General features: G+C 39.1%; 22 protein-coding genes and 1 tRNA gene. 9 read left to right on the top strand and 14 right to left on the bottom strand.

Going from position 1 to position 26,877, the window contains the following annotated elements:
* Nucleotides 1–90 precede the first annotated feature (90 nt).
* A complete protein-coding gene (locus RT138_RS02575; RefSeq protein WP_313189399.1) occupies nt 91–1,254 on the top strand; it encodes a glycoside hydrolase family 130 protein in 1,164 nt (387 codons plus the stop codon).
* A gap of 22 nt (nt 1,255–1,276) precedes the next feature.
* A complete protein-coding gene (locus RT138_RS02570) occupies nt 1,277–2,566 on the top strand; it encodes a sugar porter family MFS transporter (RefSeq protein WP_313189398.1) in 1,290 nt (429 codons plus the stop codon).
* A 52-nt stretch (nt 2,567–2,618) separates the two neighbouring features.
* On the opposite strand, the gene RT138_RS02565 is transcribed toward RT138_RS02570, so the two are convergent.
* Together RT138_RS02565 and RT138_RS02560 are read right to left on the bottom strand one after the other, a co-directional pair.
* Complete coding sequence (locus RT138_RS02565) at nt 2,619–3,236, bottom strand: hypothetical protein (protein WP_313189397.1); 618 nt, start codon at nt 3,234–3,236, stop codon at nt 2,619–2,621.
* Nucleotides 3,237–3,404: 168 nt separating this feature from the next.
* Nucleotides 3,405–3,749 carry a n-acetylglutamate synthase gene (locus RT138_RS02560; RefSeq protein WP_313189396.1) on the bottom strand — a complete coding sequence of 115 codons (345 nt, stop codon included), beginning with the start codon at nt 3,747–3,749 and terminating at the stop codon, nt 3,405–3,407.
* A 162-nt stretch (nt 3,750–3,911) separates the two neighbouring features.
* Between RT138_RS02560 and RT138_RS02555 the strand changes: the two genes are divergently transcribed.
* A complete protein-coding gene (locus RT138_RS02555) occupies nt 3,912–4,268 on the top strand; it encodes a hypothetical protein (RefSeq protein ID WP_313189395.1) in 357 nt (118 codons plus the stop codon).
* A 51-nt stretch (nt 4,269–4,319) separates the two neighbouring features.
* Here the strand turns inward: RT138_RS02555 and RT138_RS02550 are convergent, their stop codons facing one another.
* Together RT138_RS02550 and RT138_RS02545 are read right to left on the bottom strand one after the other, a co-directional pair.
* On the bottom strand, nt 4,320–5,093 hold the full coding sequence (locus RT138_RS02550) for an alpha/beta hydrolase (protein WP_313189394.1): 774 nt from the start codon (nt 5,091–5,093) through the stop codon (nt 4,320–4,322).
* Between the two features lie 446 nt (nt 5,094–5,539).
* Nucleotides 5,540–5,624 (bottom strand) — tRNA-Ser (locus RT138_RS02545).
* Between the two features lie 192 nt (nt 5,625–5,816).
* Between RT138_RS02545 and RT138_RS02540 the strand changes: the two genes are divergently transcribed.
* From RT138_RS02540 to RT138_RS02530, 3 genes are all read left to right on the top strand, one after another.
* The gene (locus RT138_RS02540) at nt 5,817–6,671 is read left to right on the top strand and encodes a tetratricopeptide repeat protein (protein WP_313189393.1); all 855 of its coding nucleotides are present in this window, start codon (nt 5,817–5,819) and stop codon (nt 6,669–6,671) included.
* Between the two features lie 24 nt (nt 6,672–6,695).
* Complete coding sequence (locus RT138_RS02535) at nt 6,696–7,226, top strand: YfiT family bacillithiol transferase (protein ID WP_313189392.1); 531 nt, start codon at nt 6,696–6,698, stop codon at nt 7,224–7,226.
* Between the two features lie 71 nt (nt 7,227–7,297).
* Nucleotides 7,298–7,915, top strand: coding sequence for a hypothetical protein (locus RT138_RS02530; RefSeq protein WP_313189391.1), 618 nt, complete (start codon nt 7,298–7,300; stop codon nt 7,913–7,915).
* A 62-nt stretch (nt 7,916–7,977) separates the two neighbouring features.
* On the opposite strand, the gene bglX is transcribed toward RT138_RS02530, so the two are convergent.
* The 6 genes from bglX to RT138_RS02500 form a co-directional block, all read right to left on the bottom strand.
* A complete protein-coding gene (gene bglX, locus RT138_RS02525) occupies nt 7,978–10,260 on the bottom strand; it encodes a beta-glucosidase BglX (RefSeq protein WP_313189390.1) in 2,283 nt (760 codons plus the stop codon).
* A gap of 62 nt (nt 10,261–10,322) precedes the next feature.
* Entirely contained in the window at nt 10,323–11,696 is a 1,374-nt protein-coding gene (locus RT138_RS02520; RefSeq protein ID WP_313189389.1) for a glucoamylase family protein, read from the bottom strand.
* 6 nt (nt 11,697–11,702) lie between these two features.
* Complete coding sequence (locus RT138_RS02515) at nt 11,703–13,340, bottom strand: glucoamylase family protein (RefSeq protein ID WP_313189388.1); 1,638 nt, start codon at nt 13,338–13,340, stop codon at nt 11,703–11,705.
* Nucleotides 13,341–13,398: 58 nt separating this feature from the next.
* Entirely contained in the window at nt 13,399–14,823 is a 1,425-nt protein-coding gene (locus tag RT138_RS02510; RefSeq protein WP_313189387.1) for a RagB/SusD family nutrient uptake outer membrane protein, read from the bottom strand.
* 18 nt (nt 14,824–14,841) lie between these two features.
* Nucleotides 14,842–17,943: a TonB-dependent receptor gene (locus RT138_RS02505; protein ID WP_313189386.1), complete on the bottom strand. Its 3,102-nt coding sequence runs from the start codon at nt 17,941–17,943 to the stop codon at nt 14,842–14,844.
* Between the two features lie 406 nt (nt 17,944–18,349).
* Nucleotides 18,350–21,208: a triple tyrosine motif-containing protein gene (locus RT138_RS02500; RefSeq protein ID WP_313189385.1), complete on the bottom strand. Its 2,859-nt coding sequence runs from the start codon at nt 21,206–21,208 to the stop codon at nt 18,350–18,352.
* An 86-nt stretch (nt 21,209–21,294) separates the two neighbouring features.
* Here RT138_RS02500 and ispE point away from each other — a divergent pair, with 86 nt between their 5' ends.
* Nucleotides 21,295–22,101 (top strand): 4-(cytidine 5'-diphospho)-2-C-methyl-D-erythritol kinase, encoded by an 807-nt coding sequence (gene ispE / locus RT138_RS02495; RefSeq protein ID WP_313189384.1) that lies wholly within the window; start codon nt 21,295–21,297, stop codon nt 22,099–22,101.
* Nucleotides 22,102–22,218: 117 nt separating this feature from the next.
* Here ispE and RT138_RS02490 read toward each other — a convergent pair whose 3' ends face one another.
* Both RT138_RS02490 and RT138_RS02485 read right to left on the bottom strand, forming a co-directional pair.
* Entirely contained in the window at nt 22,219–22,953 is a 735-nt protein-coding gene (locus RT138_RS02490; RefSeq protein ID WP_313189383.1) for a TIGR00730 family Rossman fold protein, read from the bottom strand.
* Nucleotides 22,946–23,788 carry an ATP cone domain-containing protein gene (locus RT138_RS02485; protein ID WP_313189382.1) on the bottom strand — a complete coding sequence of 281 codons (843 nt, stop codon included), beginning with the start codon at nt 23,786–23,788 and terminating at the stop codon, nt 22,946–22,948. The genes RT138_RS02490 and RT138_RS02485 overlap by 8 nt, the downstream gene beginning before the upstream one ends.
* 118 nt (nt 23,789–23,906) lie before the next feature.
* Here RT138_RS02485 and RT138_RS02480 point away from each other — a divergent pair, with 118 nt between their 5' ends.
* Nucleotides 23,907–24,200: a DUF2892 domain-containing protein gene (locus tag RT138_RS02480; RefSeq protein WP_185212136.1), complete on the top strand. Its 294-nt coding sequence runs from the start codon at nt 23,907–23,909 to the stop codon at nt 24,198–24,200.
* A gap of 67 nt (nt 24,201–24,267) precedes the next feature.
* Complete coding sequence (locus tag RT138_RS02475; RefSeq protein ID WP_313189381.1) at nt 24,268–24,951, top strand: NAD-dependent deacylase; 684 nt, start codon at nt 24,268–24,270, stop codon at nt 24,949–24,951.
* 187 nt (nt 24,952–25,138) lie between these two features.
* On the opposite strand, the gene RT138_RS02470 is transcribed toward RT138_RS02475, so the two are convergent.
* Complete coding sequence (locus RT138_RS02470; RefSeq protein WP_093096477.1) at nt 25,139–25,384, bottom strand: hypothetical protein; 246 nt, start codon at nt 25,382–25,384, stop codon at nt 25,139–25,141.
* 77 nt (nt 25,385–25,461) lie between these two features.
* Complete coding sequence (gdhA, locus tag RT138_RS02465; protein WP_185212139.1) at nt 25,462–26,796, bottom strand: NADP-specific glutamate dehydrogenase; 1,335 nt, start codon at nt 26,794–26,796, stop codon at nt 25,462–25,464.
* Between the last annotated feature and the right edge of the window lie 81 nt (nt 26,797–26,877).

Raw genomic sequence — 26,877 nt, 5'->3', positions numbered from 1 at the left:
GTAGAAATAATTTTTAGTCTTATATTAGATATATCAAATTGCTAAAGCGGTTTACTGATTTGATTTATTAACCTAATTAATCTGAAAAGCATGTCCAATAGATTGTTTTCCATTGCTCTATTGTTTCTTTTTGTCAGCTGCATATCGACCAAACCAGATGCGGCGATAACCAAGGATATTGTCTGGACCTTAGGTGGATTTGAACGGCCAAATGCTGTCAATCCCATTATCCTACCTGATTCCACTTCAACTTTTATGGATCCGATGAGTGACTCCATGGTTCGTTGGGAGGAAAATGACACCTTTAACCCCGGTGCTGTCGTGAAAGATGGTAAGGTATATGTTCTGTACCGTGCTGAGGATAAATTTGGCATTGGGATCGGTTTTAGGACATCCAGATTGGGCTTGGCAGAAAGTAATGATGGCATCCACTTTAAGAGGCGCAAAGAACCTGTCTTATTTCCGGATAAAGACAGCCAACGCGAATATGAATGGCCGGGAGGATTGGAAGATCCAAGATTGGCCGTTACAGAAGATGGTACTTATGTCGTGTTCTATACACAATGGAACAGGAAAATGCCGCGCTTAGGAGTTGCTACCTCCAAAGATTTGATCACTTGGCAAAAGCATGGGCCTATTTTCAAAAACGCCAAATACCAAAAGGTCTATCAGGAGCCTCATAAATCAGCCTCCATAGTGACTACATTAAAGAATGACGGATTGGTCATAACCAAAGTAAATGGCAAATATTTTATGTATTGGGGTGAACATGGCGTATCCGGAGCAACTTCCACAGACCTGATCAATTGGGAACCGGTATTGGATGAACAGGGAAACCTAGCGAAATTTATTTCTCCTCGCGAAGGGTATTTTGATTCAGCCCTGACCGAATGTGGTCCTCCAGCTGTCCTAACCGATAAGGGTATATTACTATTGTATAATGGTAAGAACCATGATAAAAAAGAATTAGCAGATCCTAGATTTAATATTGGCACTTACAGTGCAGGGCAGGTATTGTTTTCCAATACCGATCCTACGCATGTCATCCAACGTATGGATGTCCCTTTCCTGAGACCTATGGAAGAATTTGAGAAGTCAGGTCAGTATAAGGATGGGACAGTGTTCATTCAAGGATTGACCTATTTTAAGAATAAATGGTATCTCTATTATGGCTGTGCGGATTCTAGAGTGGCAGTTGCCGTCTATGACCCCACAAAATTAACAGATTTTGATCCAGTACCCGAAAATAAATAACCACTGACAAACACCTAAACCTATGAGTAAAATTTGGAAATATGTATTTATCGCCTCTTTAGGAGGATTCCTTTTCGGTTTTGAGACTGCTGTTATATCAGGAGCCGAAAAGATCATACAGGAACTGTGGCATCTTAATTCTTTCTGGCATGGATTTACAGTTTCGATATCCTTGATCGGAACCATCTTTGGAGCCATCGCTGCTGCAAAACCTGCCCAAAAATACGGCAGGAAAAGAGTGCTACAGGTGGTTGCCGTGATGTACCTGTTTTCAGCAATAGGCTGTGGACTATCTTTTAACTGGTATATGTTTTTATTCTTCAGGTTCTTGGGCGGATTATCTGTTGGGGTAAGTTCCGTGGTAGGTCCTCTGTATATATCAGAAATAGCACCTGCCAAACTAAGAGGAAGAATGACTGGTATGTTCCAGATTATGATTGTCAGCGGTATCTTTATCGCTTTCCTGACGAATTACTTATTTGCAAATTTCGGAGACGATGCTTGGCGATACATGTTAGGAATCATGGCCATACCTTCATTAGCTTTTCTATTATTGCTCAATACCATTCCGTTTTCTCCTCGCTGGCTAGCATTGAACAACAGAAGGGAAGAGGCCAAGAAAGTATTTGATGATTTAGGCCAAGCGTATGAGGAAACGCTCAACACTGAAAATGCGGGTTCAGAAAAAGTTCCTTTGTTCCAGGCGAAATATAGGAAACCGATCATATATGCGGTCCTATTAGCGGTTTTTAATCAATTTACTGGAATCAATGCCATTCTGTACTATGCGCCACGAATATTTGAAATGGCAGGATTCAGTAGGGAACTGGCATTCCTACAACCTATTTTCATAGGTGGTACCAACCTGTTGTTTACCCTGATCGGGATGAGCATTATCGATAAATATGGCCGTAAGAAACTCTTGTTAAGTGGGGCAGTTGGTATGTTTATCTTTTTGTTATTGACCGCATTTGGCTTGAAAGGTGGGGCTTCGGAGTTTCTATTATTCTATATCATAGGATTTATTGCATCATTTGCACTATCTCAGGGAGCCGTTATTTGGGTCTTTATCTCTGAGATTTTCCCGAATGCCGTAAGAGCTCAAGGCACCTCCTTAGGTAGTACCACACATTGGGTGATGGCTGCATTAATATCTTGGGTATTCCCAATCGTGGTCGAGAATTTTGCTTCAGGTGGTTTCTATATCTTCTTGTTCTATGCCATCATGGTGGTAGTATCCTTCTTCTTTGTGATGCGGATGCCAGAGACCAAAGGAAAGTCTCTAGAACAGATTCAAGAAGAATTAAAATAACTAAAATGGGCTACAATATCTTGTGGCCCATTTATGTTTGGAGCATGAATGATCAATAATCTCCAGTTTGCATATATTTTTTGCTGGCTTCAATATCATTGCGGATATGCTTTATTTTTCTGTTTTCATAATAATTGACATACTCCTCACGACTCTTGAATTTTGCATCTGGATTTTGCTCATATGATGAAATAGTTGCCAATATATCCTTGCTCAATGGGTTTGCATTTTGGGAATCTTTCAGGTATGCCTTCATTTCTTCCCTGTCATGACCAAAGATTAATTCAACATCCAAATGGAATACATTTCCATAGGCAAATTTGGACATAAAGAGTTGATAGACATCTTCATTGTCCATATGCTTATACAAAAGATAGGCAATGACATCTAAGGCATAATATGGAATTTCAAGTTCTTGACCTTTGATCTCTTCGTCAAGGATCCATTTGATCAAGGGTTTATCGGCGGCATTGTTTTCATTGAACAGTTCCAGGATCAACATGGCCCGATCCCAAGCATTTAGATCATAAGACCATTTATTGTCTGGGGTAGGATGTGTATCCAGTTTAAAGCGATCTAATATTGATGGATCTTGATTAACCCTGAATTCTTCTATGATCGCTCTAAATGCTTGATTTTGTTCTTCCATATTGATATAGCGTGATTTCATTCAAATTATTAAAAATTGATTAAAGAATAAAATCTGTTGATAATAAACAATTAATAGAAGTAGGGGATTTAGTTTTGTTCCAGTAAGAGTTTTATTCAAGAATCAAGCATTTGACTTCAGTAAATCTTTAATAGGATCCTTATGGATAATTAATGATCTCAAAGCAAATTATTGTTCTTCCACAATGGACTTTCCTTTAGAAAAATCTCCGGAGGTCCATTCCCAGTTTTCGTGTAGCCTGACTTTCCCATTGTCCAATATTTCAGGAATCGATTCACACTTTCCTGTCATCAGTTCACAGGAACTATTTACCTGATGATAAGTCATTTCAATGGTTCCATATTCACTGACTAGTCCCAGTAGATGTCCGTATTTAATATTGCCGCCCTGATAGTCTGCAAATACTATATTGCCAACTTGTTTATAATGAAATATGGTTTCTGAGGAAGTTTCGCCATTCTGAGAATTGCTGACGGTACGGAAAGTTTTGTTATGATAGTTTACCATTAACATAGTAGGAATAATTTTTTAATAAATTTATTTCATTCATCTTTAAAATCATAATTCTTCCAAAGAAAAAATTTAAAATATAATATTCCGAAGGTCAAATCCACTAACCCTATATTGGCATTAATCTTGATGATTGGAGGGCTAATCAAGATAATTTAGGAAAATATGAGAAAGCTGGTTTTTGGTTTGATAATGGTTTCAATTGGATTTACGTCTTGTGTAAAGGATGATTTTAATGTTGATGAAGAAATCGCCATTATTGGAACGGAATGGAAAGGTAAAGGAATATTGGATTCAGATTCAGATTCTGTTGAACTGGAATTAAGCTTTTTAAAAGATGGGATGCTCCAAGCGGTTTATGATACAACAAAATGGGAGGGAACCTATAATTTCAATTTGGAATCGAATGAAGGTATTATCATTGATACTGCTGACAGGCAAATACCATTTAATATTAAGGTCGATACCCTAAGGTTTTTTAGTTTAGAGGGGGATACCATCCGGTTACTGAAGATTAAATAATATCTTCCTAGATACAAAAAGCTGACTTAAGGATTAATTCAGCTTTTTTATTTAATTCAGGAACCTTTCAATCAAGGGAACTGGAAGGTCCTCTTCTTTGAAATCTGGACCTACAGTAGTGATTTCTCCGTAATACTCACCATGTACGCCCTGAACAATCGCCAACTGGCAATTTGGAATTAATTTTTCAAGGTCCTTTCCATGTTTTGGAAGTATTACATCTTGCTCTGCTAATATTATTAATGTCGGAGCTTGGATATATTGTAGATCATGATCAGAGATATCCTTGAAATTAACCATTCTTGCCGCATCCCTGTCATGCATGATTTTTAATCCTTCTTCGGAAGGATTTACTTTAAGGAATGCTTCTTTTAGTTGCGAAGGCATATTCTCTAAGCTGGCATTCTTCATAAATTCCCAAAAGCCATCTGCTACGCCATTACGTTTTGCTAAAGGTGATCCTAAAATAAGTTTGTTCACTTTTTCCGGATGATGTATGGCTAATTGAAGAGCGGTGGTTGCTCCATTGCTGAAACCCAGAATATCTGCTTTTTTGATCTTTAGGTGGTCCATCAGCTGAGCAACATCTTCGGCGTCTTGGGTAAAAGATGAAGGGGAGTTTCTGTCGGAGGTTCTACCGTGGGCTTGGGATTCTATGGCTATGATTTGGTGGGATTTTGCTAAAAGTGGGATGATTCGTTCAAAACTGCTTTGGATGGTAGATCCCCCACCATGTAGCAGGATTAATGGGGAACCGGTTCCGTATATTTCGTAGTAGATTTGGATTCCGTTGATGGGAGTGATATTGGAAATTGATGGTTGCATGGTGAAGAGGATTTTTGATAGGATAAATTTAAGAAATGGGAGGGAAAGGTGGGCATATATTTTTTTAACTATTACTAACGCCATTCATCAATCTTTTGTTTACTTCTGATTCCGAACGACAAGTGAAGAGTTTGTATGATTTTACTCTCATAGACCTTGTCATCCTTAACCTTCGGTTAAGGAACTGTACATCAGTGAAAATTATAATGTTCTTGATTTTGAAGTTTTACAGGATGAGATACTTCGGATGAACTTCGGATTTTGTGGTTCTTTTTGTATTTCGTTTTCCAGAAACATTTTCGACCAGCACCCGTGAGGGATTGGTTCAGCCCCACATACCCCCAACGCAAACCCTGAACCCCCTTCGGGTCGAACCCTGGCCATCACAAGGTTCGATCCCTCACTCACGCAAAAAAGCCTTCATCTTGCGATGAAGGCTTTTTGTGCGGAGAGTGAGGGATTCGAACCCCCGAACCTGTGACAGTTAACGGTTTTCAAGACCGCCGCATTCGACCACTCTGCCAACTCTCCGCGACAAAAGTAGAAATTTTTGTACGCTCTCCAAAACTTAATTATTATTAGCCTGAAAATGAGCCTGATTATTTTTTATTCAACGAAAAAAACCATGATTAACGATATATTTTCAGTTAAATACCCTTAAAATACATGGCAACTTTTAGTTTTTACCGTTTATTTCCCGATTTTAGCATAAAGTCATACGGCATGAAAAAATTTCTTATCCTTTTTATTTCTCTGATACAAATTGCCTTTGCTCAAAAGTCCTCTCTGACTTTTGAAACCAAGTTTTATGATGCCGAGGACAAGTGGGTAATCTTTGATAAAAAGGAGAATCAGAATACCTATGCATTAGGATTTATCTATCTGGACTCTGAAGCTGGTTATTCTTTTAACTATCAGGGGGAACTGGAATATAAAAACAGTGAATTCCATAAAGTACCTAGATTGGACACAAGCAGCAACATTATCATGAGGCTTGATCGCAACTCTTTTAATGTGAGGGTCCTGACTGATGAACAAGTCACAAAACTAGGCTTAGCAAATCCACCGGAATGGCTCCAGAATTATAAACAGAATGCTGATTTCATTGAGACAAGGGTTCATAAAGCTTCAATGATGAATGGTGCTGGCGCAAGTATCAAAGCTTTGCCAATCCTGCAAAAAGCCTATCAGGAGGATCCACACTATCCGGGATTGGAATTTGAACTGGGTTATGCCTATAATGCTACAGGAAGCTTCTATAAGGCTGTAATCGTTTTAAATAAGGCGATTGAAAATGATCCGAGTAACTTTTGGTATTACCGTGAACTCGGATTTTCCTTAAAACACCTCAATAACTTACCTGAAGCCGAAAAGGTTTATAGAAAAGGAATAGAACTCGCTTCTGATAAAAATCAAATCGCTGAAATGGCCATTAATATGGCTCAGAGTTACTTTCATGCGAAGGATAAAGCTAAATTTGATGAGTGGAAAAGCATTGTTGTACAGAATGCTGAACCAGAATCACAATACCGTCAATACATTAACTACTTCGAGGAAAATTGGCATAAATCCAATTAAATTGAGGAATAAAAGCCTAATGAAATGCTAAAAGATCAACTTGAAAAGCTGAGGTACCCCATCGGTAAGTTCAGTCAACCTGAAAATATTAGTAAAGAAACCATCGAAAGCTGGATCAATACCATAGCTAAGTTTCCTGAATACCTAAAAAATGAAGTACAGAAGCTTCAGGAAAAGGATTTGGAATTGAGGTATAGGGAAGGAGGCTGGACCATCAGACAATTGGTTCATCATTGCGCTGATAGCCATATGAATAGTTTTATTCGTTTTAAACTGGCACTCACGGAAGATACACCGATAATAAAACCTTATAAGGAAGACAAATGGGCTAGCCTTGCAGATAGTTTGCAACCTATTGAAAGTTCGATAAAGATCTTGGAAGGACTACATCAGCGCTGGGCGACACTACTGGAAAGCCTTTCGGAAGAGGATTTGAAAAAGCAATTTATCAATCCTGAAAGCAAGAAGGCAATCAGTATTGAAACTGCCATCGGGATCTATGCTTGGCATTGTAATCATCATCTTACCCATGTCATAAATGCCAAAAAAACCTAGATAATCGGTAAATCGCTGTTATTAGAACAATAAAATACTTAGATTTAAGTATATCAATAATAAATTCACACATGGAACAAATAACACCTTTCAATAGTGCCAGTCAAGCCATCGATGCCTTGGACAATGGTGGTCAATTTTATAATATTTTCACAAAAGCAGATGATGACCTTATCTCACAGTCAGAGGTTTCAAAGGTCGCTGGTGCAGTGCTTCAAAAACAAAAGGCAGTCCTGTTCTTGAATTTAGCCATGAAAAACCTTTCCTCTAGGGAACAACAGGAAATTGAAGGAAGGTTTGATGATAATCTTTCTGATAGTTTCCAGAAGTATGCACCTCAAGTAATAAACTCACATGGAGAATTGGAATCATTGGAAGCTGGAACTGGAGTTATTATTACTGGAGTACCGAGAAAAATCGAAGGAGAAGGAGTTATTTCTGGTTATATCTCGATTCCGGTAATTGATGTATTTACCCTGATACCAATCAGTGAGACCTATATTGTCTATGAAATAAAAGATGAGCTTTCTGGTCAATCAGTCCTGGTAGCTCATGATAAAGATGCGGGACTTTTGGCAGAAACAAAATTGAATATTGCTGGAGTAATCAAACAGTTTCAATTGGCGCAGGATGACGAAAGCGAATTCCAGAAGTTTATTGAAGTAGACTTTTTCAGCGAAGCAAAATAAAGAAGAGCGACCATAATTGGTCGCTCTTACTCATTGTTCTAACTATTATTATGCAAGTTCTTCTAGTCCATTAATTCAAATTCAGCTTCCTGTACATCTCTTGAATTGGTGCCAACATAGACCTTGAATTTTCCTGGTTCTGATACAAATTCTAACTGTTGATTATAGAATCGAAGATCTTCTTCTTCAATTATGAATTCAACTTCTTTTGATTTCCCTTTTTCAATAAAGATCTTTTGGAAGCCTTTTAATTCCTTAACAGGTCTTGTTTGTGAGCCTACTAAGTCTTGAAGGTACAACTGAACGATTTCCTCGCCATCAAAATTGCCGTTATTCTTCACTGTAACCGAAACCTTTAGTTTATCTGCTTTATGGATGCTTGATTTATCCAGTTTTACAGCGGCATATTCAAATTTCGAATAGCTCAATCCGTATCCAAAAGGATACAAAGGTTCATTGCTCACATCTAGGTAATTAGACCTAAACTTCTGAAACCAGGCATCTTTAGCCAAAGGCCTTCCAGTATTCTTTTGACTATAGTACATGGGTACTTGACCAACGTTCTGAGGAAAGGTTGCAGGAAGTTTTCCTGAAGGATTTACATCGCCAAATAGCACATCAGCTACAGCTTTGCCGGTTTCAGTTCCACCAAACCATACATTTAATATTGCTGGGACATTTATACTTTCCCAGGAAAGCGTCATAGGTCTGCCTGCGAATAACACCAATACCACCGGTTTTCCAGTTTTCACTAAAGCTTCTAACAAGCGTTTTTGGCTTTCAGGAATATTGAGGTCAGTACGGCTTGAGCTTTCACCGCTCATTTCAGAACTTTCACCCAAAGCAGCAACGATTACATCCGCTGCCTGAGAAACCTGGATGGCTGAAGCTATGATATCCTCTGGATTACGGTCATCTCTTGGAATGGTTCGACCAAACATTGTAGAACGCTCTTGTAAGGCAGCGTCATCGGTAAGATTGGCGCCTAAATGAGTCACAATTTTCACTTTATCACCTAAAACAGATTGCATGCCTTCCACCAAGGACTGCGTGTTATTCAGATCAGCACTGACGCTCCATGTTCCTGGCATATTTGCTCCAGTATTAGCCAATGGACCAATAACAGCAACAGTTCCCTGTTTTTTCAAGGGCAATGTATTGCTTGCATTTTTCAGGAGCACGAAGGATTTACCTGCGGCTTCTCTAGCCAGTTTCAAGTGATCAGGAGTCAAGATTTCTTTCTTCGCACGATCTTCACTGCAATATTTAAACGGATCCTCAAATAATCCTAATCTATATTTAGCCTCCAATACGAAACGACACGCCCTATTGATTTCATCCTCAGAAACTTTACCTTCACCCAATGATTTCTTAAGGGTTGTCAAAAATCCTTCACCGACCATATCCATATCCACTCCGGCTTTCAAGGATAATTCAGACACCTTCTGAAGATCACCTAAGCCATGGTCGATTAATTCATTGACTGCTGTATAATCCGTTACAACAAGCCCATTGAATTTCCAGTCTTTACGCAAAAGATCGGTCAACAACCAATGGTTTGCACTTGCGGGAACACCGTTGATATCATTAAATGAAGTCATTACCGACATTGCACCTGCATCTAGAGCCGCTTTATAGGGTGGTAGATATTCATTGTACATCCTATGCAAGCTCATATCAGTGGTATTATAATCCCTTCCAGATTCAGCGGCTCCATAGAGAGCAAAATGCTTTACACAGGCCATTAGCGTATTGTTCTTGCTCAGGTCATCACCTTGATAGCCAACGACCATCTCTCTGGCAATCCGAGAACTTAAGTAGGTATCTTCTCCGCTACCTTCTGAGATTCTTCCCCAGCGGGCATCCCTTGAGATATCAACCATAGGTGAGAAAGTCCAGTTTAATCCATCGGCTGAAGCCTCAACAGCAGCTACACGTGCCGTCTTTTGGATCAACGGCATATCCCAGGTTGCTGCCAATCCCAACGGAATCGGGAAGATGGTTTTGTAACCATGGATGACATCCATTCCGAAAATTATGGGAATCTTTAAACGTGATTGATTTACTGCCAATTCCTGGGCTTTACGGATTCGAGCAGGAGAGGTCATACTGAAGATACCTCCGATATTTCCTGCCTTGATCTTAGATTCCACATCCGTAGATACTACAGAACCTGTCGTCGCCTCACCGGCAGTTACCAGGTTCAATTGCCCAATTTTCTCTTCAATGGTCATTTTCTTCATGAGGTCATTGATGAAAGAATCCATCTTTTGATCCTGTTGGGCAAATAACATATTGGAACTAAGGATTAGTCCGCAACAGAGTATGTTCTTAATAAATTTCATTGCAAATTGATTCATAAAAACTCAGCCCAATGCAGGGCTGAGCATTCATTACTAACCACTAATTATTTCAAATTTGGACTTTGAAACCCTAACTTTTTCAATCCTGACTGAATCTCTGGAGCTTGCATAAACAGATTCCAGATCAAACCAGAACGGTAATTCTCCATCATGACCACGATAGGACCTTGGTCGATGGCTAAATATCGCTGCGGAAACCAATTCTCAGTTTCACTATAAGCATCATAAAAACCATATTTTCCCCATACCTTATCACCTAAATTATTGAACAGGTATCTCGCAAAAGCTAAACTTTCTTTTGGGGTATAAGGGGTAGAGGAAAGGGCAGCAGTCGGACTGATAACTGACTTATCGTTGTCAGGATGATGGGCATCATATCCTTTGATGGAGTATGAAGCGGTCCATCCCCAACCTTTATCTGCACCATATCCTTTATAATGATTAGGATTCTCCTCAGCATAGGCAATATTGATCTTAGCATGGTTCACGACTACTTCCCCATAATCTACATATTGATCCTTTAAACCCGTTGGATTTAATCCTAAAAAGGAGTAATGGGCCCAGAATAATGGTCCAACCTGGCCTTCTTTTGCATTATGCTTGATTCCAATAGGAATATCAAATTTTTTAAGATCTGACTTAATTTTTCCATCTCTTGCCCAACCTTGGTTGTACACCGCGGTATCAATACCATGGGTAGGCGAGGAAGCCGCCAATACATATGTAACCAGACATTCATCATATCCTTGGATAGGATGATTCATGCCGAAATCGTGGGTTGGACTCCAATGCCATAACAAGACATTCTTGCCATTGGTATAATGGTTCCAGTCGATTTCTTTCCATAGCTCATCAGCTTTGTTGGCAATGGTTTTCTGGGTATCAGATCCATTCTTCAAATATTCTCTCACTACGATCAGTGATTGCGCTAGAAATGCTGTTTCTACTAAATCACCACCATTATCTTTTTCGCTGAATGCTTTAACTTTTCCGGTATCCCCATGGTACCAATGTGACCAAGCGCCCTTGAATCTTGGGATTTTCCCCAGGTAATCCATGATATGGTTTAAGCGATCTTCACCTTCTTTCTTGGAAATGTATCCACGCTCCATTCCAACGATCAATCCCATAATGCCAAATCCACTACCACCGATGGTAACGACATTTTCATCGTTCTCTGGATAGACCCCATCGATATGGATTCTCTCTCTAGCCATTCCTGAATTAGGTTCAGCACCTTCCCAGAAATATTGGAAAGTTTGCTGCTGAATCTTGTTCATCAGGGAATCGTTTGAATGGGCAACACTATCTACAGACTGGCTTGTTTCTTTCTTGTTATCCGTTTTCTGTACGTTTTGACAAGATTGAGTCCCTGCAGCTGCTAATAATAACCCGATTGTAATTGCTCGTATCTTCATAATATATTAAATGTTAGGAGAATTAAACCCTAATTTCTTTAATCCGTTTTTTACTTCTGGACTCTTCATCAATAAGTTCCAGATTAATTTACTGCGGTGGTTCTCTATCCCTATGATAATAGGTCCTTGATTGATTGCGATGTAACTTTCCGCAAACCAAGGCTCATCTAAGGAGAAACCATCCTTGAAACCATATTGGCCCCATAATTTGTCCCCAAGTTTATAGTAAAAGAACTCCATGGCTTCCATAGATTCTTTTGGTGTAAATGCCATGGAAGTCAATGCAGCTGTTGGACTGATGATCCCTAGATCATTACTTGCCGACATCGCTGAATATCCATTAGGGATATCACCCGCTGTAAGGCCCCAACTATTTGCAGCGTATCCATAAAATCCTTTTGGATTTGAAATACAATAAGCTCGGTTGATTAATGTCTGGTTTTTCACCTGTACCTCATAATCGGCATATGCATCTTTTAATCCCATTGGATTGATTCCAAGAAAACTATATTGTGCTGTAAAAAGCGGTCCACCTTGATCAGGACCTAAAGGTAGTTCCATCTCAAAGAAACGCTTTCCATTTTTCATCTGACCGTTTCTAGCCCAACCTTCGTCATAAACTTTTTTATCAATACTGAACTTACTGCTGCCTGCTGCCAATACATAAGTGATCAATGATTCATTCCAACCTTGAACCTTCAGGTTCATATCCCAATTATGGTTCGGACTCCAATGCCAAAAGAGGACATTTTGCCCGTTCTGGAAGAAATTCCATTCCACTGCCTGGTATAAAGCATTGATATCAGCAGTTAAACTGGCATCTTGGAAATATTCTCTAGCGACCAATAGCCCTTGAAAGAGTAGGGAAGTCTCAACGATATCGGCCCCATTATCTTGCTCACTAAACGGCTGGGTTTTTCCTGTCCCACCTTGGTACCAATGCGAAAAAGCACCATGATATCTATCCGCTGTCTTGAGAAAGGAAACAATTTTCTTGGTTCTTTCAAGTCCTTCCAATTTACTGATAAAGTTCCTATGAATCCCAGTTACGATAGCCATTAAACCAAACCCAGTTCCGCCAGTAGTGACTGTTTCAGTAGAGCTATTTCGCTCCCTGATCATTCCAGAGCTAGGATGTGCAAAGGTCCAGAAATAGTTAAAGGTCTGCTTTTGAACTAAGGTCATCAACTCTTCCTGCGATATCCTCTTGAACTTGTCAGAAGGGTCAATCGCTGTGTTGAATGAATAGTTGTATTGTTGTTTTAAGGAATTATTAGCATTGCTTTTCAGCGTATTCTTTACCAATACCTCGTATTTTGATAGTGGGCTTAAGGCTTTAGTCGGACTGATGGAAACCTTTTTACCTGCTTCCAGTAGTTTTACAGTGCTTGAAATAGTTGATTTATTAGCATCCAAAATCTGGATGAAGCTATTTAGATCTTGATTTGAAAGATTCTCATCAAACTCAATAATAAATTCAGGCTGAAGCTCAATTCCTTTGGAAGTGGTTTTCAACACCTTATTGCCGTTGCTAACAGAAGTCAGTGTAAAACCGGTACTAGAAGGCTTATCTGGGGCTTCGTTTTTAGAACAAGCCATGAAAATTGAACTGAACAATAAAATAGTGGAGTATAGATTTCTCATGCTTGAAAGGATAATAGAGGGGAAGATCCGAAGACCTTCCCTCTAATTGTATGAAAATTTACCAGCCAGTATTCTGAACCATATCTGGTGTCTGAATCAATTGATTATCTGGAATAGGGAACAGATAATGCTTAGCAACGAACGGTTTGCCTGCAGCTTTCATCGCTGCTTCAGCTTGTTTGGTCCTTACCAAATCAAACCAACGGTCATGTTCCATTGCCAACTCTAGACGGCGTTCCTTCCAGATCGCTTGACGTATGGCTACTTGGCCTGAAGCTGTTGAATTAGCTAGTTTAACACGAGAGCGAACGGCATTTAAAGCGGTCAAGGCTTCAGATGTATTGCCCAACTCATTGGCAGCTTCCGCTTTGATTAAGTAGATTTCTCCTAAGCGTAAGTACCTAAGGTTTTTATCTGTATCGCTAGCTCCACCATTTGCAGATGAATATGCCTTTTCGTTGTACATTTCATTCTCGGTATTTCCGATCTGTAGACCATCAAACATGGTTTCATTTCTGAAAATAATGGTAGCATCCCGACGGATATCATCTTTCTCCGCATTGAATGCATCCAATAAGTTTTGAGATGGCGTATTGAATCCCCAACCGATTCCAGCAGCTCCACCACGTGGACCCTGTGTTTGCGAATATTGTTGTATACCGTGAGCGATTGAAGACCCTCTTGCCTGAACTTCAAACAGAGATTCAGAACCGTTTTCCCCTGCAAGTCTCCAGATCTTGGCATAATCAGGCTCCAAAGCATATTCTCCAGAACCGATTACAGCTTGCGCCATATCAAATGCTTGTTGCCATTTCCCTTGGTATAGATATACCTTGGATAATAATCCTTGGGCAGCACCTTTAGTTGCTCTACCCAAATCTTTAGCGGCATATTTGGACTTATCAGGAAGGTTATTGATCGCAAACTGAAGGTCAGCTTCAATGTAAGCATACACTTCAGCCTGAGGAGCTCTTATGATCAGGTCTTTCTCCTGGATAGGAACATCGCCCCAGCCACGAACTAACCAAAAATAATTCAATGCTCTCAAGAACCTAGCTTCACCGATATACCTGTTTTTTAAGGTTTCATCTGTCATGCCATATTCCTCTGTATATTGGATGGAATTCGTCGCTCTACCGATAGACTTGTACCATTGTTCCCATAAAGCAGCGAATGAACCAGCCGTAGAGGTATAGGTTAAGTTGTCTAAGATATCTTTGTCACCACCAGTATCGGTAGGTGAAGAACCTTTATCGGAATTATCCGAAATGATCTCTGTAATTCCCATAAAGGAGAATCCATAATTCCAATCCGTAAACATCCCATAGATTCCATTCACTAGGACTTCGGGTGAGTAATTTTCATTACTGTCTTCAGCTTCAATTACTTCCTGGGATGGCACGTCTAAAAAATCCTTGGAACAGCCAGTCATCAAAAGACCTGCAGCTGCCAATAATGCTATATTTAAATTTCTAAATTTCATGTTGTCGTCATTAAATAATTAGAACTGAACATTGATACCAAACAAGAAGTTTCTTGTAGTAGGGTATGCCGATAACTCAATACCTGAAGTCAACGCCGGGTTACCATCGCTAGCGATCTCTGGTGAGAAACCAGTGTACTTGGTAAACATAAATGGATTCTGCGCTGTGAAATATAATCTCATGTTTGATGTAGAGTTATATAACTTTTTGAAGGTATATCCTAGGGTAATGTTATTGATCCTGAAATAATTACCAGATTCTAAGTAATAACTAGATGCATAGGAATCTCTATCAGCTCCTGGGTTGGTGTTAGATTTGTTATCTGCTGTCCAACGGTTGTTGAAAGTATCTTCTGTGATGTTTTCACCACCATTGATCCTTGTTCCTTTCAATGCATTGTAGATCTTGTTACCTGCAACACCATATCCTGAAAGGGAGAAATCAATCGCTTTGTAGTTGATACCTAGGTTCACTCCGTAAGTAGAAGTTGGCATATACGATCCGAAGAAAACTTTATCCCTGTTATCGATTACGCCATCATCATTTTGATCTTTATAGCGTAAGTGACCAGGGCGAGGGGTACCATATTTTGCATTGTTGGCAATTTCATCATTATTTTGCCAAACGCCATCGGTCTCCCACATCCACCAACCGTAGATAGGCTGTCCAGATTTGATCTGCTTGGTGATCTGACCATTTGCAAGACTACCACCGATAGCACCGTCATAAGCTGCTTTTACATCAGTCAACTCATTGTGGTTGTAAGAGTAGTTAACTCCGATATTGTAGTTCAAGTCCTCAGAAACAGAGTTAGCCCAGTTTAAGATTACTTCAACACCTTTGTTTCTTACCTTACCACCGTGATCGTAGAAGTTATTGGCGAAAGGGGAGTTCAAGATTGGTTGAACGTTCATCAATACGTTTGTATTCAACTTGTTGTAGAAATCTACGGAACCTGAAAGTTTTCTGTTGAACATTTCAAAATCCAACCCTACGCCAGTTTCTTGAGTTTTCTCCCAAGTCAATGGTAATGCAGGGCTACCAAAAGCTGCGCCCAATACTAGATCTTGACCAGGGCCAAATACGTAGTTATAGTTTGAACTACCTTCAGCAGTCAATAATTGAGAAACGTTCAATGGAATATCTTGGTTTCCTAATACACCCCAGTTTGCTCTTAATTTCAAGAAATTCAATACGGTATTGTCTTTCATGAAGTCTTCATTGGAGATGGTCCAACCTAAACCAAATGAAGGAAAGGTTGCATAGTAGTTACCTGTGTTTCTGAAAACACTTGATCCATCACGTCTGATGGTCGCTGTAGCATAATATTTACTGTTGTAGTTATATTGAACACGACCGAAATAGGAAGCTAAGGCTCTTGGTGTATAATAAGTTTGGTTCAACACCTTGGTATAATCTGCTGAAGCCATGTCAATGTTCCAATATTGCTCCAAAACAGGTAAGTCATATCCAGTTCCTGAAAGCATATTTGAAATATTAGATTTCTCCCTAGAGAAACCGGCAACAGCATTTACTTGATGGCCATTGAAGTTTTTGTCAAATGTCAAGAAGGTTTCCCATTGCCATCTGAAATCTTCATTCTTTTTGTACATCAAGCTGTTGTTTGCATATTGAGTGACATTTGGATTGTCATTTTTCAATTTATTGAAATCTGCTTCAGTACGAAGTGGATTACCATTTAACCAAGCATCTTTGATGTCAGTAAAAGATCTTTCATTGCTGAAGATCTTAGTACCACCGATACGTGAATTGATCTTTAAGAAATCAAAGATTTGGTATTCCGCTTCGATACCACCTTGAAGACGGGTATTGTTCAACAATTGATTAGCTCTTTGGATTGCATAAACTGGGTTACCGATCGAGTTCAATTTACCGGTAGTTTCACCAGGTTGAGTTTGGTATCCAGCAACACCAGTAGTTGAATTGTAAATTGAAGTACCATAACGACCGTTGTCAAACATAACTGGAGCCAATGGAGTCTGGCGGTAGGCATCATTAAATGCACCGAAAGGTTTTGGCGTAGATTTATTGAATGAAAGGTTTAAGGTTTGGATAAACTTAAGTTTGTTGTCCAAAAACTTGTAGGTATTGTTGTTTCTGATGGTATTTCTAGTGAATTTAGAACCGTCGATAATACCTTGTTCAGTGAAATTGTTCGCACTGAAGAAATAGTCTACAATTTCAGATCCACCAGAAATATTGATGGAATTATTGAATACGGTACCATTTTGCAGGATTTCATCAAACCAATCTGTATTATTTGCTTGGTTTGCTGCCAATAAGGTACCTCTTCCGATTCCCTGAATGTTTTCGTTATAATATTGGATATACTGAGAAGCATCAGCCATCTTAACACGGTTCAGCATGTTTTTCATACCTGCATAGCCCTCGTAGCCAATCTTAACAGAACCAGCTCTACCTTTTTTGGTAGTAACCATGATTACACCATTCGCAGCACGAACACCATAGATAGAAGCCGAAGAAGCGTCTTTCAATACGTTAATGGATTCGATATCTGCAGGGTTGATTGAATTAAGGTTATCAGTTGGGAAACCATCCACGATATATAATGGATTTCTTCCTCCTAATGCTGTTCCTAGTCCGCGGATAGTAACCTGTGGGGTAGAACCTGGAGCTTCTGAAGCCGTTACGTTCAAACCAGCTACTTTACCTTGAATAGACTGCATAGCTGACATGGCTGGTTGTTTCACGATTTCTTCAGCCTTAACACTTCCAATGGAACCTGTTAAGTCTACTTTCTTCTGTGTACCATAACCGACAACCACAACCTCTTCTAAAGCCATGTTCTCGTCGTCTAAGAAAACATTGATTTGATCTTTGTCGCCAACAGCGATGCTTTGCGACACGTATCCTATAAAAGAGAATACCAATGAATCAGTAGGGCTAGCCTCTAAGCTAAAACGGCCTGCCTCATCCGTCTGAGCTCCTCCTGATTTACCACTTATAGAAACGGAAACTCCAGGCAAAGCCATCATGCTTTGGCTGTCCTTTACCGTACCTGTAACGGTTTTGCTTTGACCGTATAGCCATGTAAAGCTAATAAGGAAAACAAAGGTCAGTGTAAATAACTTCCTCATATAACAAATGGTTTAATTGAGTGAATAATGTTTAGTAAGTAAAAAAGTGTTTGTTCACTTAACAAATATGTGATGTATAAGTTTGTAATTAAAATAATCCATATATACATTACTACTACATTCAATTTTTACTTGCTCATTTAAATGTTATTTAAATGATATATGTTTGATAACTAAATGTTTAAAACAATCATGTTCATCACAAATTAATTAAGTTAGTGTATAAATAACACATAATTGATATTAGCGTAATGATGTAGTGATGTAGTACTGGAAAGTAAATATTTAACAAATATTTCAAGTGTTTTTAGCAGTTCACATGCTAAAAAAGAGCTACATTTTAGCAAATGAGTGATTACTCATTAAGAAATTTAGCTAATGAAAATGAAATAAAAGGAGGGATGCCTTACATTTCCAAAAGGAATTCAGTAAGGTTCTTATTGGTAGGTAAATTCAACTTCTTCCGCAGTCTATACCTGCGGATTTCGACGCCACGGGTACTGATGTTCAAGAGGGAAGCAATTTCCTTGCTGGACATATTTAACCTCAAATAAGCACATAACTTAAGGTCATTGGGTACCAAGCTTGGGTATTCAGATTTCAGCTTCTTGAAGAAGTTCTCATGCGCTTCGTTGAAGCTTTTCTCAAAAAGATCCCAGTCCCGATCATCACTATGCGCTTCATCGATCAGTTTATTCACCTTTCGCAATTGATCGTTGCTCAATTTGTTGCCACTGGAGTCATTTAGATTGGTCAGTTCATGATGCAGATTGTTGAGCATCTCATTCTTATAGACAATGTTCATGGCTGCATTGGCCAATTCCCTGTTCTTACTTTCCAATTCCTGCTCCAATTGCAAGTTCTTCAAGGATATCAATTTTTTCTCATTGGCAGCAGCCTCGCGAGCCATTCGTTCTTCTTGCTCCTCCAATAATTTCTTCTTGACCCTTCGCTGATGCTCCAACAACCTGTTTTCATACCATCTCTTACCGAAATATATCACTGCGGCAAATGCAATGAAATAAGCAAGAATAGCAGGCCAACTCAGGTACCAAGGCGGCAATACTTTAAATGAAACAGAGGTAATCTCAGATTTAATACCATTAGGAGTTATGGCCCTGACCTGAAATGTATAACTTCCAAAAGGTAGATTGGTGAAATCCTTAAATGCTATTTCCTCCCATGTTGACCATGATTCAGTATATCCTTCCAGATAATACTGGTACTTCAATGCTGAGGAGGAATACCAAGCTGATGCAAACGAAAACCTGATATTATTCTCCTTATTGGGGATCTCAAGTTCATCATAAATTGAATAAGGCTCAGCCGTTGTGTTCCAAATACTTGTAATGATAGGTTTAGGGATGTTTTGTTGAACCGGATATTGATTGAAATACAGGGCTAAGCCATTATCTAAACCAATTAGGGAGAGGTTTTCATCCACATTTAAGACCTGTTCATAATCGTTCATCATACGACCTTTCAGGGAATTCCATGAACTGGAATCAATCTTTAGCTTGCCATCGCTTAGGAACTGTATTTTGGCCAAATGTGATCTTTTGATAAACCAATAAGCATTATTATGGATAGGGATGATTTTATTGGCGGAAGCAAAACTAGCCAATTGGCTGTTCAGTTCCTCATAAGGTTTGAAAGCCCGAAGGATATTGTCATATAAGTAAAAACCGGAATCACTAGCAAAAACAATATTATTGGCCAAATTATAAATCCCATGCAATTTGCTGCCTTTTGGCAAACCATTATTCTCTAATTTAAATTCTAACGCGTCCTGAAAGTTTGGACTTAATTTAAAGCTGAACACATTCTGCGAGTTACTCAACCAAAAGCTTTCAGGACCAATCTGCATTATATTCCTAATGGGGTCCTTTTTATAGGAAAACTGTTTTACAAAGCTTGCAGAAGGATCGCTCTGCATCAAACTCACACCCGTATAATTAGCCTGAAGCCAATATTTAGAATCTCGCATGGAGACAAAATCCCAAGCACCGGTAACCGAAGAAACCCGTCGCATGCTATTTCCCTCAACCACAAAAGTTCCATTATTATGGCCACAGATCAATTGCCCTTTGATATTGGCCAATTTCCATACCTGACCTTGGGAATTTGGCACAACCCTAAAATTTAACGACTTATAATCATTGACCCCTTGCCAATCACTTACAAATAGGCCTTGATTGGTGCCCAGGTAAATCTTGTTGTCAAAGATTATCGAACTGTAGACCGTACCGATATTACCTGTCAGGTCTGAATAATAATATAATGGGCTATTGATGTCAATCCGATCAATGCCATTATCAAGTCCAACCCAGAGATTGGATTGCTTGTCTACGGCTAAGCTGAGGACCGTATTGTTCTGCAGGCCATTGTTTTTATTGATATGCTGAACAATTTCCCCCGCTTGATTGACAATGATGACTCCATTTTGGATAGTACCAAATGCATACTGGTTTCCAAAAAGCTTTACTGCATTATTGATCTGATATTTTTTCAGCAAGTCCTGGGCTTCGGTTTTCCATGGCTCCATGCTACCATCGGAATTCATCTTGTAAACGCCATTGCGATCAGTCCCTATCAACACTTCATTAGAACTATAGGGTAGCATAGCTAATATGTTATATCCTAAAATCTTATGTTTATCTTTTATGGCAATTAACCTGCTCTCATGGAGTTCATGTAAACCAGAAGGAAGTTGCTCAAAATACATTTTTCCGTTTACCTGGAAGCCAAATAAAAAGGGCTCACCATCAGCGGTGATGGTTTTGATCTGGTTGTTCTGATAGAGGTAACTTTTGGAAAAGGTATGGAAGTAAATCTTATCTGCATCAATGATGATCCGCCAGATTTCATCATTTTTTAATGCCTGTTGGTCGCTGACCAACCCGGATAAACTGCTATATTCCATTTTCCCATAGTCGGATCGGCTCCAATAGCCGAATTCCCCAGCACCACCTACAAATATCCTTCCTGTGGGATCAATATTTACGCTGCGAAGACCCGCATGGTTTTTCATCCGATAAAGCTCCCATTCCTGGCCATCATACTGAAGAAGACCTTCTGTATTCGCTGAATATATCATTCCTTCAGGACTCACGGCTATTCCCCAGTTTTGGTTTCCTGCATGGTAGACAGTCTTACTGTACTGCTGCACATAAGGAGAACCGACACGCGGGATGTTCTGACCATTTAATTCGATAAAATGACCAACAAAAAGTAAGATAACTAGGAAATACTTCAGCAACTTCATATTCTTAAGGACCAAATATAATAAAAGCTACTCATGAACATTAAAATTCTCATTGGCTACTTAAGGGAAAATCATTTAATTTGTATATGCTGAAGTTCGCAAACGCTAAAATTAACCTTGGTTTACACATCCGTAGCAAAAGGCAAGATGGATATCATGAACTGGAAACCATATTCTATCCAGCCAAGATCTATGATGTTCTGGAAATCCTGCCGGCTGAAAAACTGGAACTCCAAATCTGGAATTCTGATCTCCTTGCAGATGATCAAAACCTTTGCCTTAAAGCTTTCCGTTTACTGCAACAGGACCACCATATAGATCCTGTAAAAATCCATCTATTGAAGAACATCCCAATAGGTGCAGGTCTGGGCGGTGGATCGTCAGATGCCAGTTCAACCTTAGAGCTTTTGAACGATTACTTCAAGTTAAACTTAAGCAAGGAAAACCTGAAGCGATATGCAGCAAAGTTGGGAGCAGACTGCCCATTTTTTATTGATAACAAGGCGATGTATGCAGAAGGGATTGGAACCGAACTCAGCGAGATCCAGCTCGACCTAAGCCCTTATAAGATCATAATAATCAAACCGGAAATTCATATCTCAACGGCTGAAGCATACAGCAGGGTAAGTCCAATGGTTCCAAGTGTAGACCTAAGAGAAGCCATTAAACTTCCCATTCAAGACTGGAAATATCATATCATCAATGATTTTGAAATTTCCCTTTTTGATCGCTATCCTTTAATAGGAGATATTAAAGCAAAACTTTATGAAAAAGGAGCTATCTACGCTTCAATGAGTGGGTCAGGATCATCAGTGTTCGGGATATTTGAAGGAGAAGTAGACCTAAAGGAATTAAATAAATACGGAAAAGTTTTTATGCCAGTCGAATTATAGCAACCATAATCCACTGGCATAAACGCACATCTTTACAATCTCCAAATCAATTTGTAAGCAAACAATTAGGAGTGCCCCCAAATCTAAATACTAAATACTAGATACTAGATACTACAATTAAATAGCCTTTTTCTCGCCCAATATCCAATTTGGTTTCGGTTCCTTAAGCTTGATAATCTTATTTGTATCTGCATACTTCATGATATGCAGGGCAGCTTCTGTGATATCATCCGTAAACAATAGTAAGTCTTGATCCTCTGGACTGATCGTTTTTGCCTCGATCATCATGTCGACATGTTCCTTGATGTTTTTATGATAATCCATGCCCATGATAACGATTGGAAATTGAGAGATCTTTTTGGTCTGTATAAGGGTTAGCGTTTCAAAGAATTCATCCAAAGTTCCAAAACCTCCGGGCATTATGACAAAAGCGAAGGAATATTTACGGAGCAATTCTTTACGGACGAAGAAATAATCAATGTTTACAAACTTATCCATGTAAGGATTGTGCTTCTGTTCATGGGGCAATACAATGTTGCAGCCCACCGAATTGCCATCCACGTCTTTTGCACCTCGATTGGCCGCTTCCATAATCCCTGGGCCGCCGCCTGTCATGATGGTAAAGCCTTGGTCGGCAAGTTTTGCCGAAAGCTCTCGAGCTTGGATATAGTAGGGATGATCCTCGCCAAAACGGGCAGAACCAAATACGGTAACACATGGACCGACGAAATGTAAGGTCCGGAATCCTTTCATAAATTGAAATACAACACCGATGGCATATTTCAATTCATTCCATCTACCTCGAGCTCCTTTGAGGAAATTGATTTCCTCACGTACATATTTATTACTCATGTTCTAAAGGGCTATTAATTAACTCATTTGCCTCTTTCAGGATAAGTTTTTGTTTATCCTTTGGCACTTGGATTTTATCCAAGATTTGGGGAGACTTAACCAGATCCTTAACCAATATGCACTGGAATTTCAGGAGCATAGCCTTGTCCTGTTCAGTCACATTCGTCAAGCAGGTCACCGGATATTCAGCATTACTATCAACACGTGTCTTCAAACAACTTCCTTTAGGATAATCCCAAGAAAGTAAGTTGACCTTATAATAATTTCCGAAAGCTATAGAATCGGTGGTTAGGTATGCGTTGGTCACCAACCAGCCATCCGTAAACTCATGATCTTGGTTGAAGAAACGGTAAGATATTCCTGTAATATCCTCTTTTCTTGATTTAAAGTACATGGGTGTAGTTACGGAGATCTTGGCGTCGGCGTCATTCCTGAACTTACATTCTATGGCCAACATTTCATTGCCCTTTAAGGCAACTACATCAATTTCATGGCTTACGGCATGACCCTGGACGGTCTGTCCGGTTACAGCCTCGTAGCCATCTTCTTGGAATAACCTCGCGATCCATTTCTCGAAATAGAAGCCTTCTGGCCCCAATTCACGAATGGCACGTTTCAGACTATATCGTGCGGCATAGGAATTTTTCTTGCCTCTAAGGGCATTAAATGCCATTTCATATAATTCTTTAGTGGGAATTCCATCATATACCGAACCTTTGATAGATTCATAAACCATATTGACTTCTTGTTCATTGGCTCCAGATCGGGTTAAGGAGCGACGTAATGCTGTTTCATCAAAAGGTACCAGCTCACCTGAATATTTTTTTACGCGCATGTTTTTCTTTTCTGCCTGAATTTACAAATATTAATGTCCTAAACACAAAATTTATACCTAACTGGAAACATTTTAATATTTCAATCGTTATATTGTAGAGGAATAAATTTCGAAAATTATGAGCGGTATTTTAAATTTTGCAATTGACAAAGTAAAAACTAAACTAGAAGAATCCTGCGAATATGGTAATGTGGGAACATCAGAACGTATATTATCAGTAATTGCTGGCGGTTTTATTATCGGTATGGGAGCTAGGAAGCTTCTCAAAAACCCGATCACAGCTTTCTCTGGAATAACCCTTGGTGGCGCACTTGTACTGAGAGGTGTCACGGGAAGTTGTCCAATCAAGGAAGCGATTGAAGAAAAGAAACCCGAAGCTACAGTTATTGAGCACAGATATTTTGTGAAATAAAATTCACAATTAATTTTACAATCGGTTTCATTGAATAATGAAACCGATTTTTTTTAATCCATTTTTCATGAAAAAAATAGTTGTATTTACAGGTGCTGGAATATCAGTAGAGAGTGGCCTGCCTACATTTAGAGGGTCTGACGGACTATGGGAAGGTCATCGTGTTGAGGATGTCGCCACTCCTGAAGCCTGGGAAAAAGACCCTGAATTAGTTCAAAACTTCTATAATAAGAGAAGGTCAGATTGTTTGGCAGCAGAACCTAACCATGCCCATAGGAAACTGGCCGAATTGGAGAAAGATTATGATATCACCATTATCACCCAGAATATCGATGATTTACATGAGCGTGCGGGCAGCAGCAAAGTATTGCATCTACATGGACAGATTAGGAAAGGGCAGTCATCAATAAATCCAAATCTTATCTATGATATCGATGGGACAGATATTAAGGATGGGGACCTATGTGAACTTGGCTCTCAACTGCGCCCACATGTGGTCTGGTTTGGAGAAGCAGTTCCAAATATGAATGAAGCCTATAAAATAGCAAGGCAGGCAGATGTCTTTATAACCATTGGAACATCCCTGCAAGTCTATCCTGCTGCAAACCTGATCTACGAAACTAAACCTGACTGCAAACTCATCCTTATCGACCCAAATGCTGAGCAATATCGCGTACCACCAGTAGTGCTGAAAATAGCTGAAAAGGCCAGTGTAGGAGTGGATTATTTGGCAAAATATCTACCCAAATAATATTTTGTGAGTACATATAACTATACTATTTATCAAATAATTATATCATTTTATATAAATGTTATATTTTACTTAAATATAAACTTGAACATAAAAAAACCTGTAACACCAAATATTATTTGGTTTACAGGTTTTTTATCTTTTAATACATAAATAATCAGATACTTATGTATTTTATATTAATTGATTATTGATATTTGTTGTAAGTTTCTATAATTGCGGATCTCATCTGCACAAAAAGGTCAAGAACCTTCTTCATAAACTCTTCATCAAGCATTTCAAACACGCCATTGACTCCGCCAACAACATCTACTTCGGCTATTTTATAGGACTGTTCCAAAGTCCCTTGTTCAAACTTGATAATAAACTTTTGGTTCATCCCGAAGATACTGATCTTACAGTCAGGATGTGGCAACTCTGCTAGTACTCGCATATCTTTTCTTATATATTTAAATAAAAAAGTTCTGGCTTTTAAAAACCAGAACTTCAAAATTATAAATTATTACTATTCTAAACGACTCCTTGGGCTTTCATTGCTTCCGCAACTTTTATAAAGCCTCCAATATTGGCACCTCTCAAGTAATTGACATAACCTGTCTGTTCCTTTCCAAAACGAACACAGGTCTTATGGATATTCTCCATAATCAATTTCAATCGATGGTCTACTTTTTCAGGAGACCACTGTTGGCCAATCGCATTTTGCGACATTTCCAATCCAGAAACCGCAACACCACCCGCATTAGCGGCTTTACCAGGACCAAAATGGATCTTTGCCTGATGGTAAACACGGATTGCTTCGGCTGTGGAAGGCATATTGGCACCTTCAGCAACGATAGTACAACCATTCTTTACTAATTTCTTGGCATCGGATTCATTTATTTCATTTTGTGTAGCACAAGGTAATGCGATATCACATTTAAATTGCCATGGGTTTTCCTTAGCATGGTAAGTCGCTGATGGATATTTTTTGCTGAACTTGCCAAGATCACGGCCTAAAGTCCCCAAATAAACCAGTTTCTCAATCGTGAATCCATCTTTATCATATATTGTCCCCTGGCTATTTGATAAAGTAATCACCTTTGCACCTAATTGAATGGCTTTTTCCGCAGCATAGTAGGCTACATTTCCAGCTCCAGAAATACTGATTGTCTTTCCTTCGATGCTTTCGTTATTGTAGTCCAATACACATTGCACGAAGTAGAGTAGACCATAACCTGTAGCTTCTGGTCGAATATATGAACCTCCCCATTGTGTTCCCTTTCCAGTTAACACACCTGAGAAATTATTCTGTAATCTTTTGTATTGGCCAAATAAATACCCAACTTCTCTTGTTCCTACACCGATATCGCCTGCAGGGACATCCGTTTCTGAACCGATATGTCTTTGCAATTCCGTCATGAAGCTTTGGCAAAAACGCATGATTTCATTGTCTGATTTACCTTTAGGATCAAAATCAGAACCTCCTTTACCACCGCCAATTGGCAAACCCGTCAAGCTATTCTTGAAAACCTGTTCGAAAGCCAAGAACTTTAAGATACTCAAGTTTACGTCCGGTGCAAATCTCAACCCGCCTTTATATGGCCCGATTGCTGAATTCATCTGTACACGATAGCCACGGTTAACTTGAATCTGGTTCTTGTCATCCAACCATGCCACGCGAAAGGAAACTACACGTTCTGGCTCGACCATACGCTCCAGAATCTTGAGATCAATAAAATCTTGTCTGTTTTCAGTGATATAGGGAATTAAATCCTCAACTACTTCGGTAACTGCTTGTAGAAATTCAGGTTCATTTGGATTACGCTGATCTACTTGTTTAATGAAATTCTTAAAATTAAGGGACATTTATTATTAAATAATTATTTGATTCAACGCAATATTACCAAAAATTCCAGAAAAATGCCAATATTTTATGTTTTTAATCAA

The organism is Sphingobacterium sp., from assembly GCF_032065005.1.
Taxonomy (GTDB): domain Bacteria; phylum Bacteroidota; class Bacteroidia; order Sphingobacteriales; family Sphingobacteriaceae; genus Sphingobacterium.
This window is presented reverse-complemented; position numbering and strand designations above follow the sequence as displayed.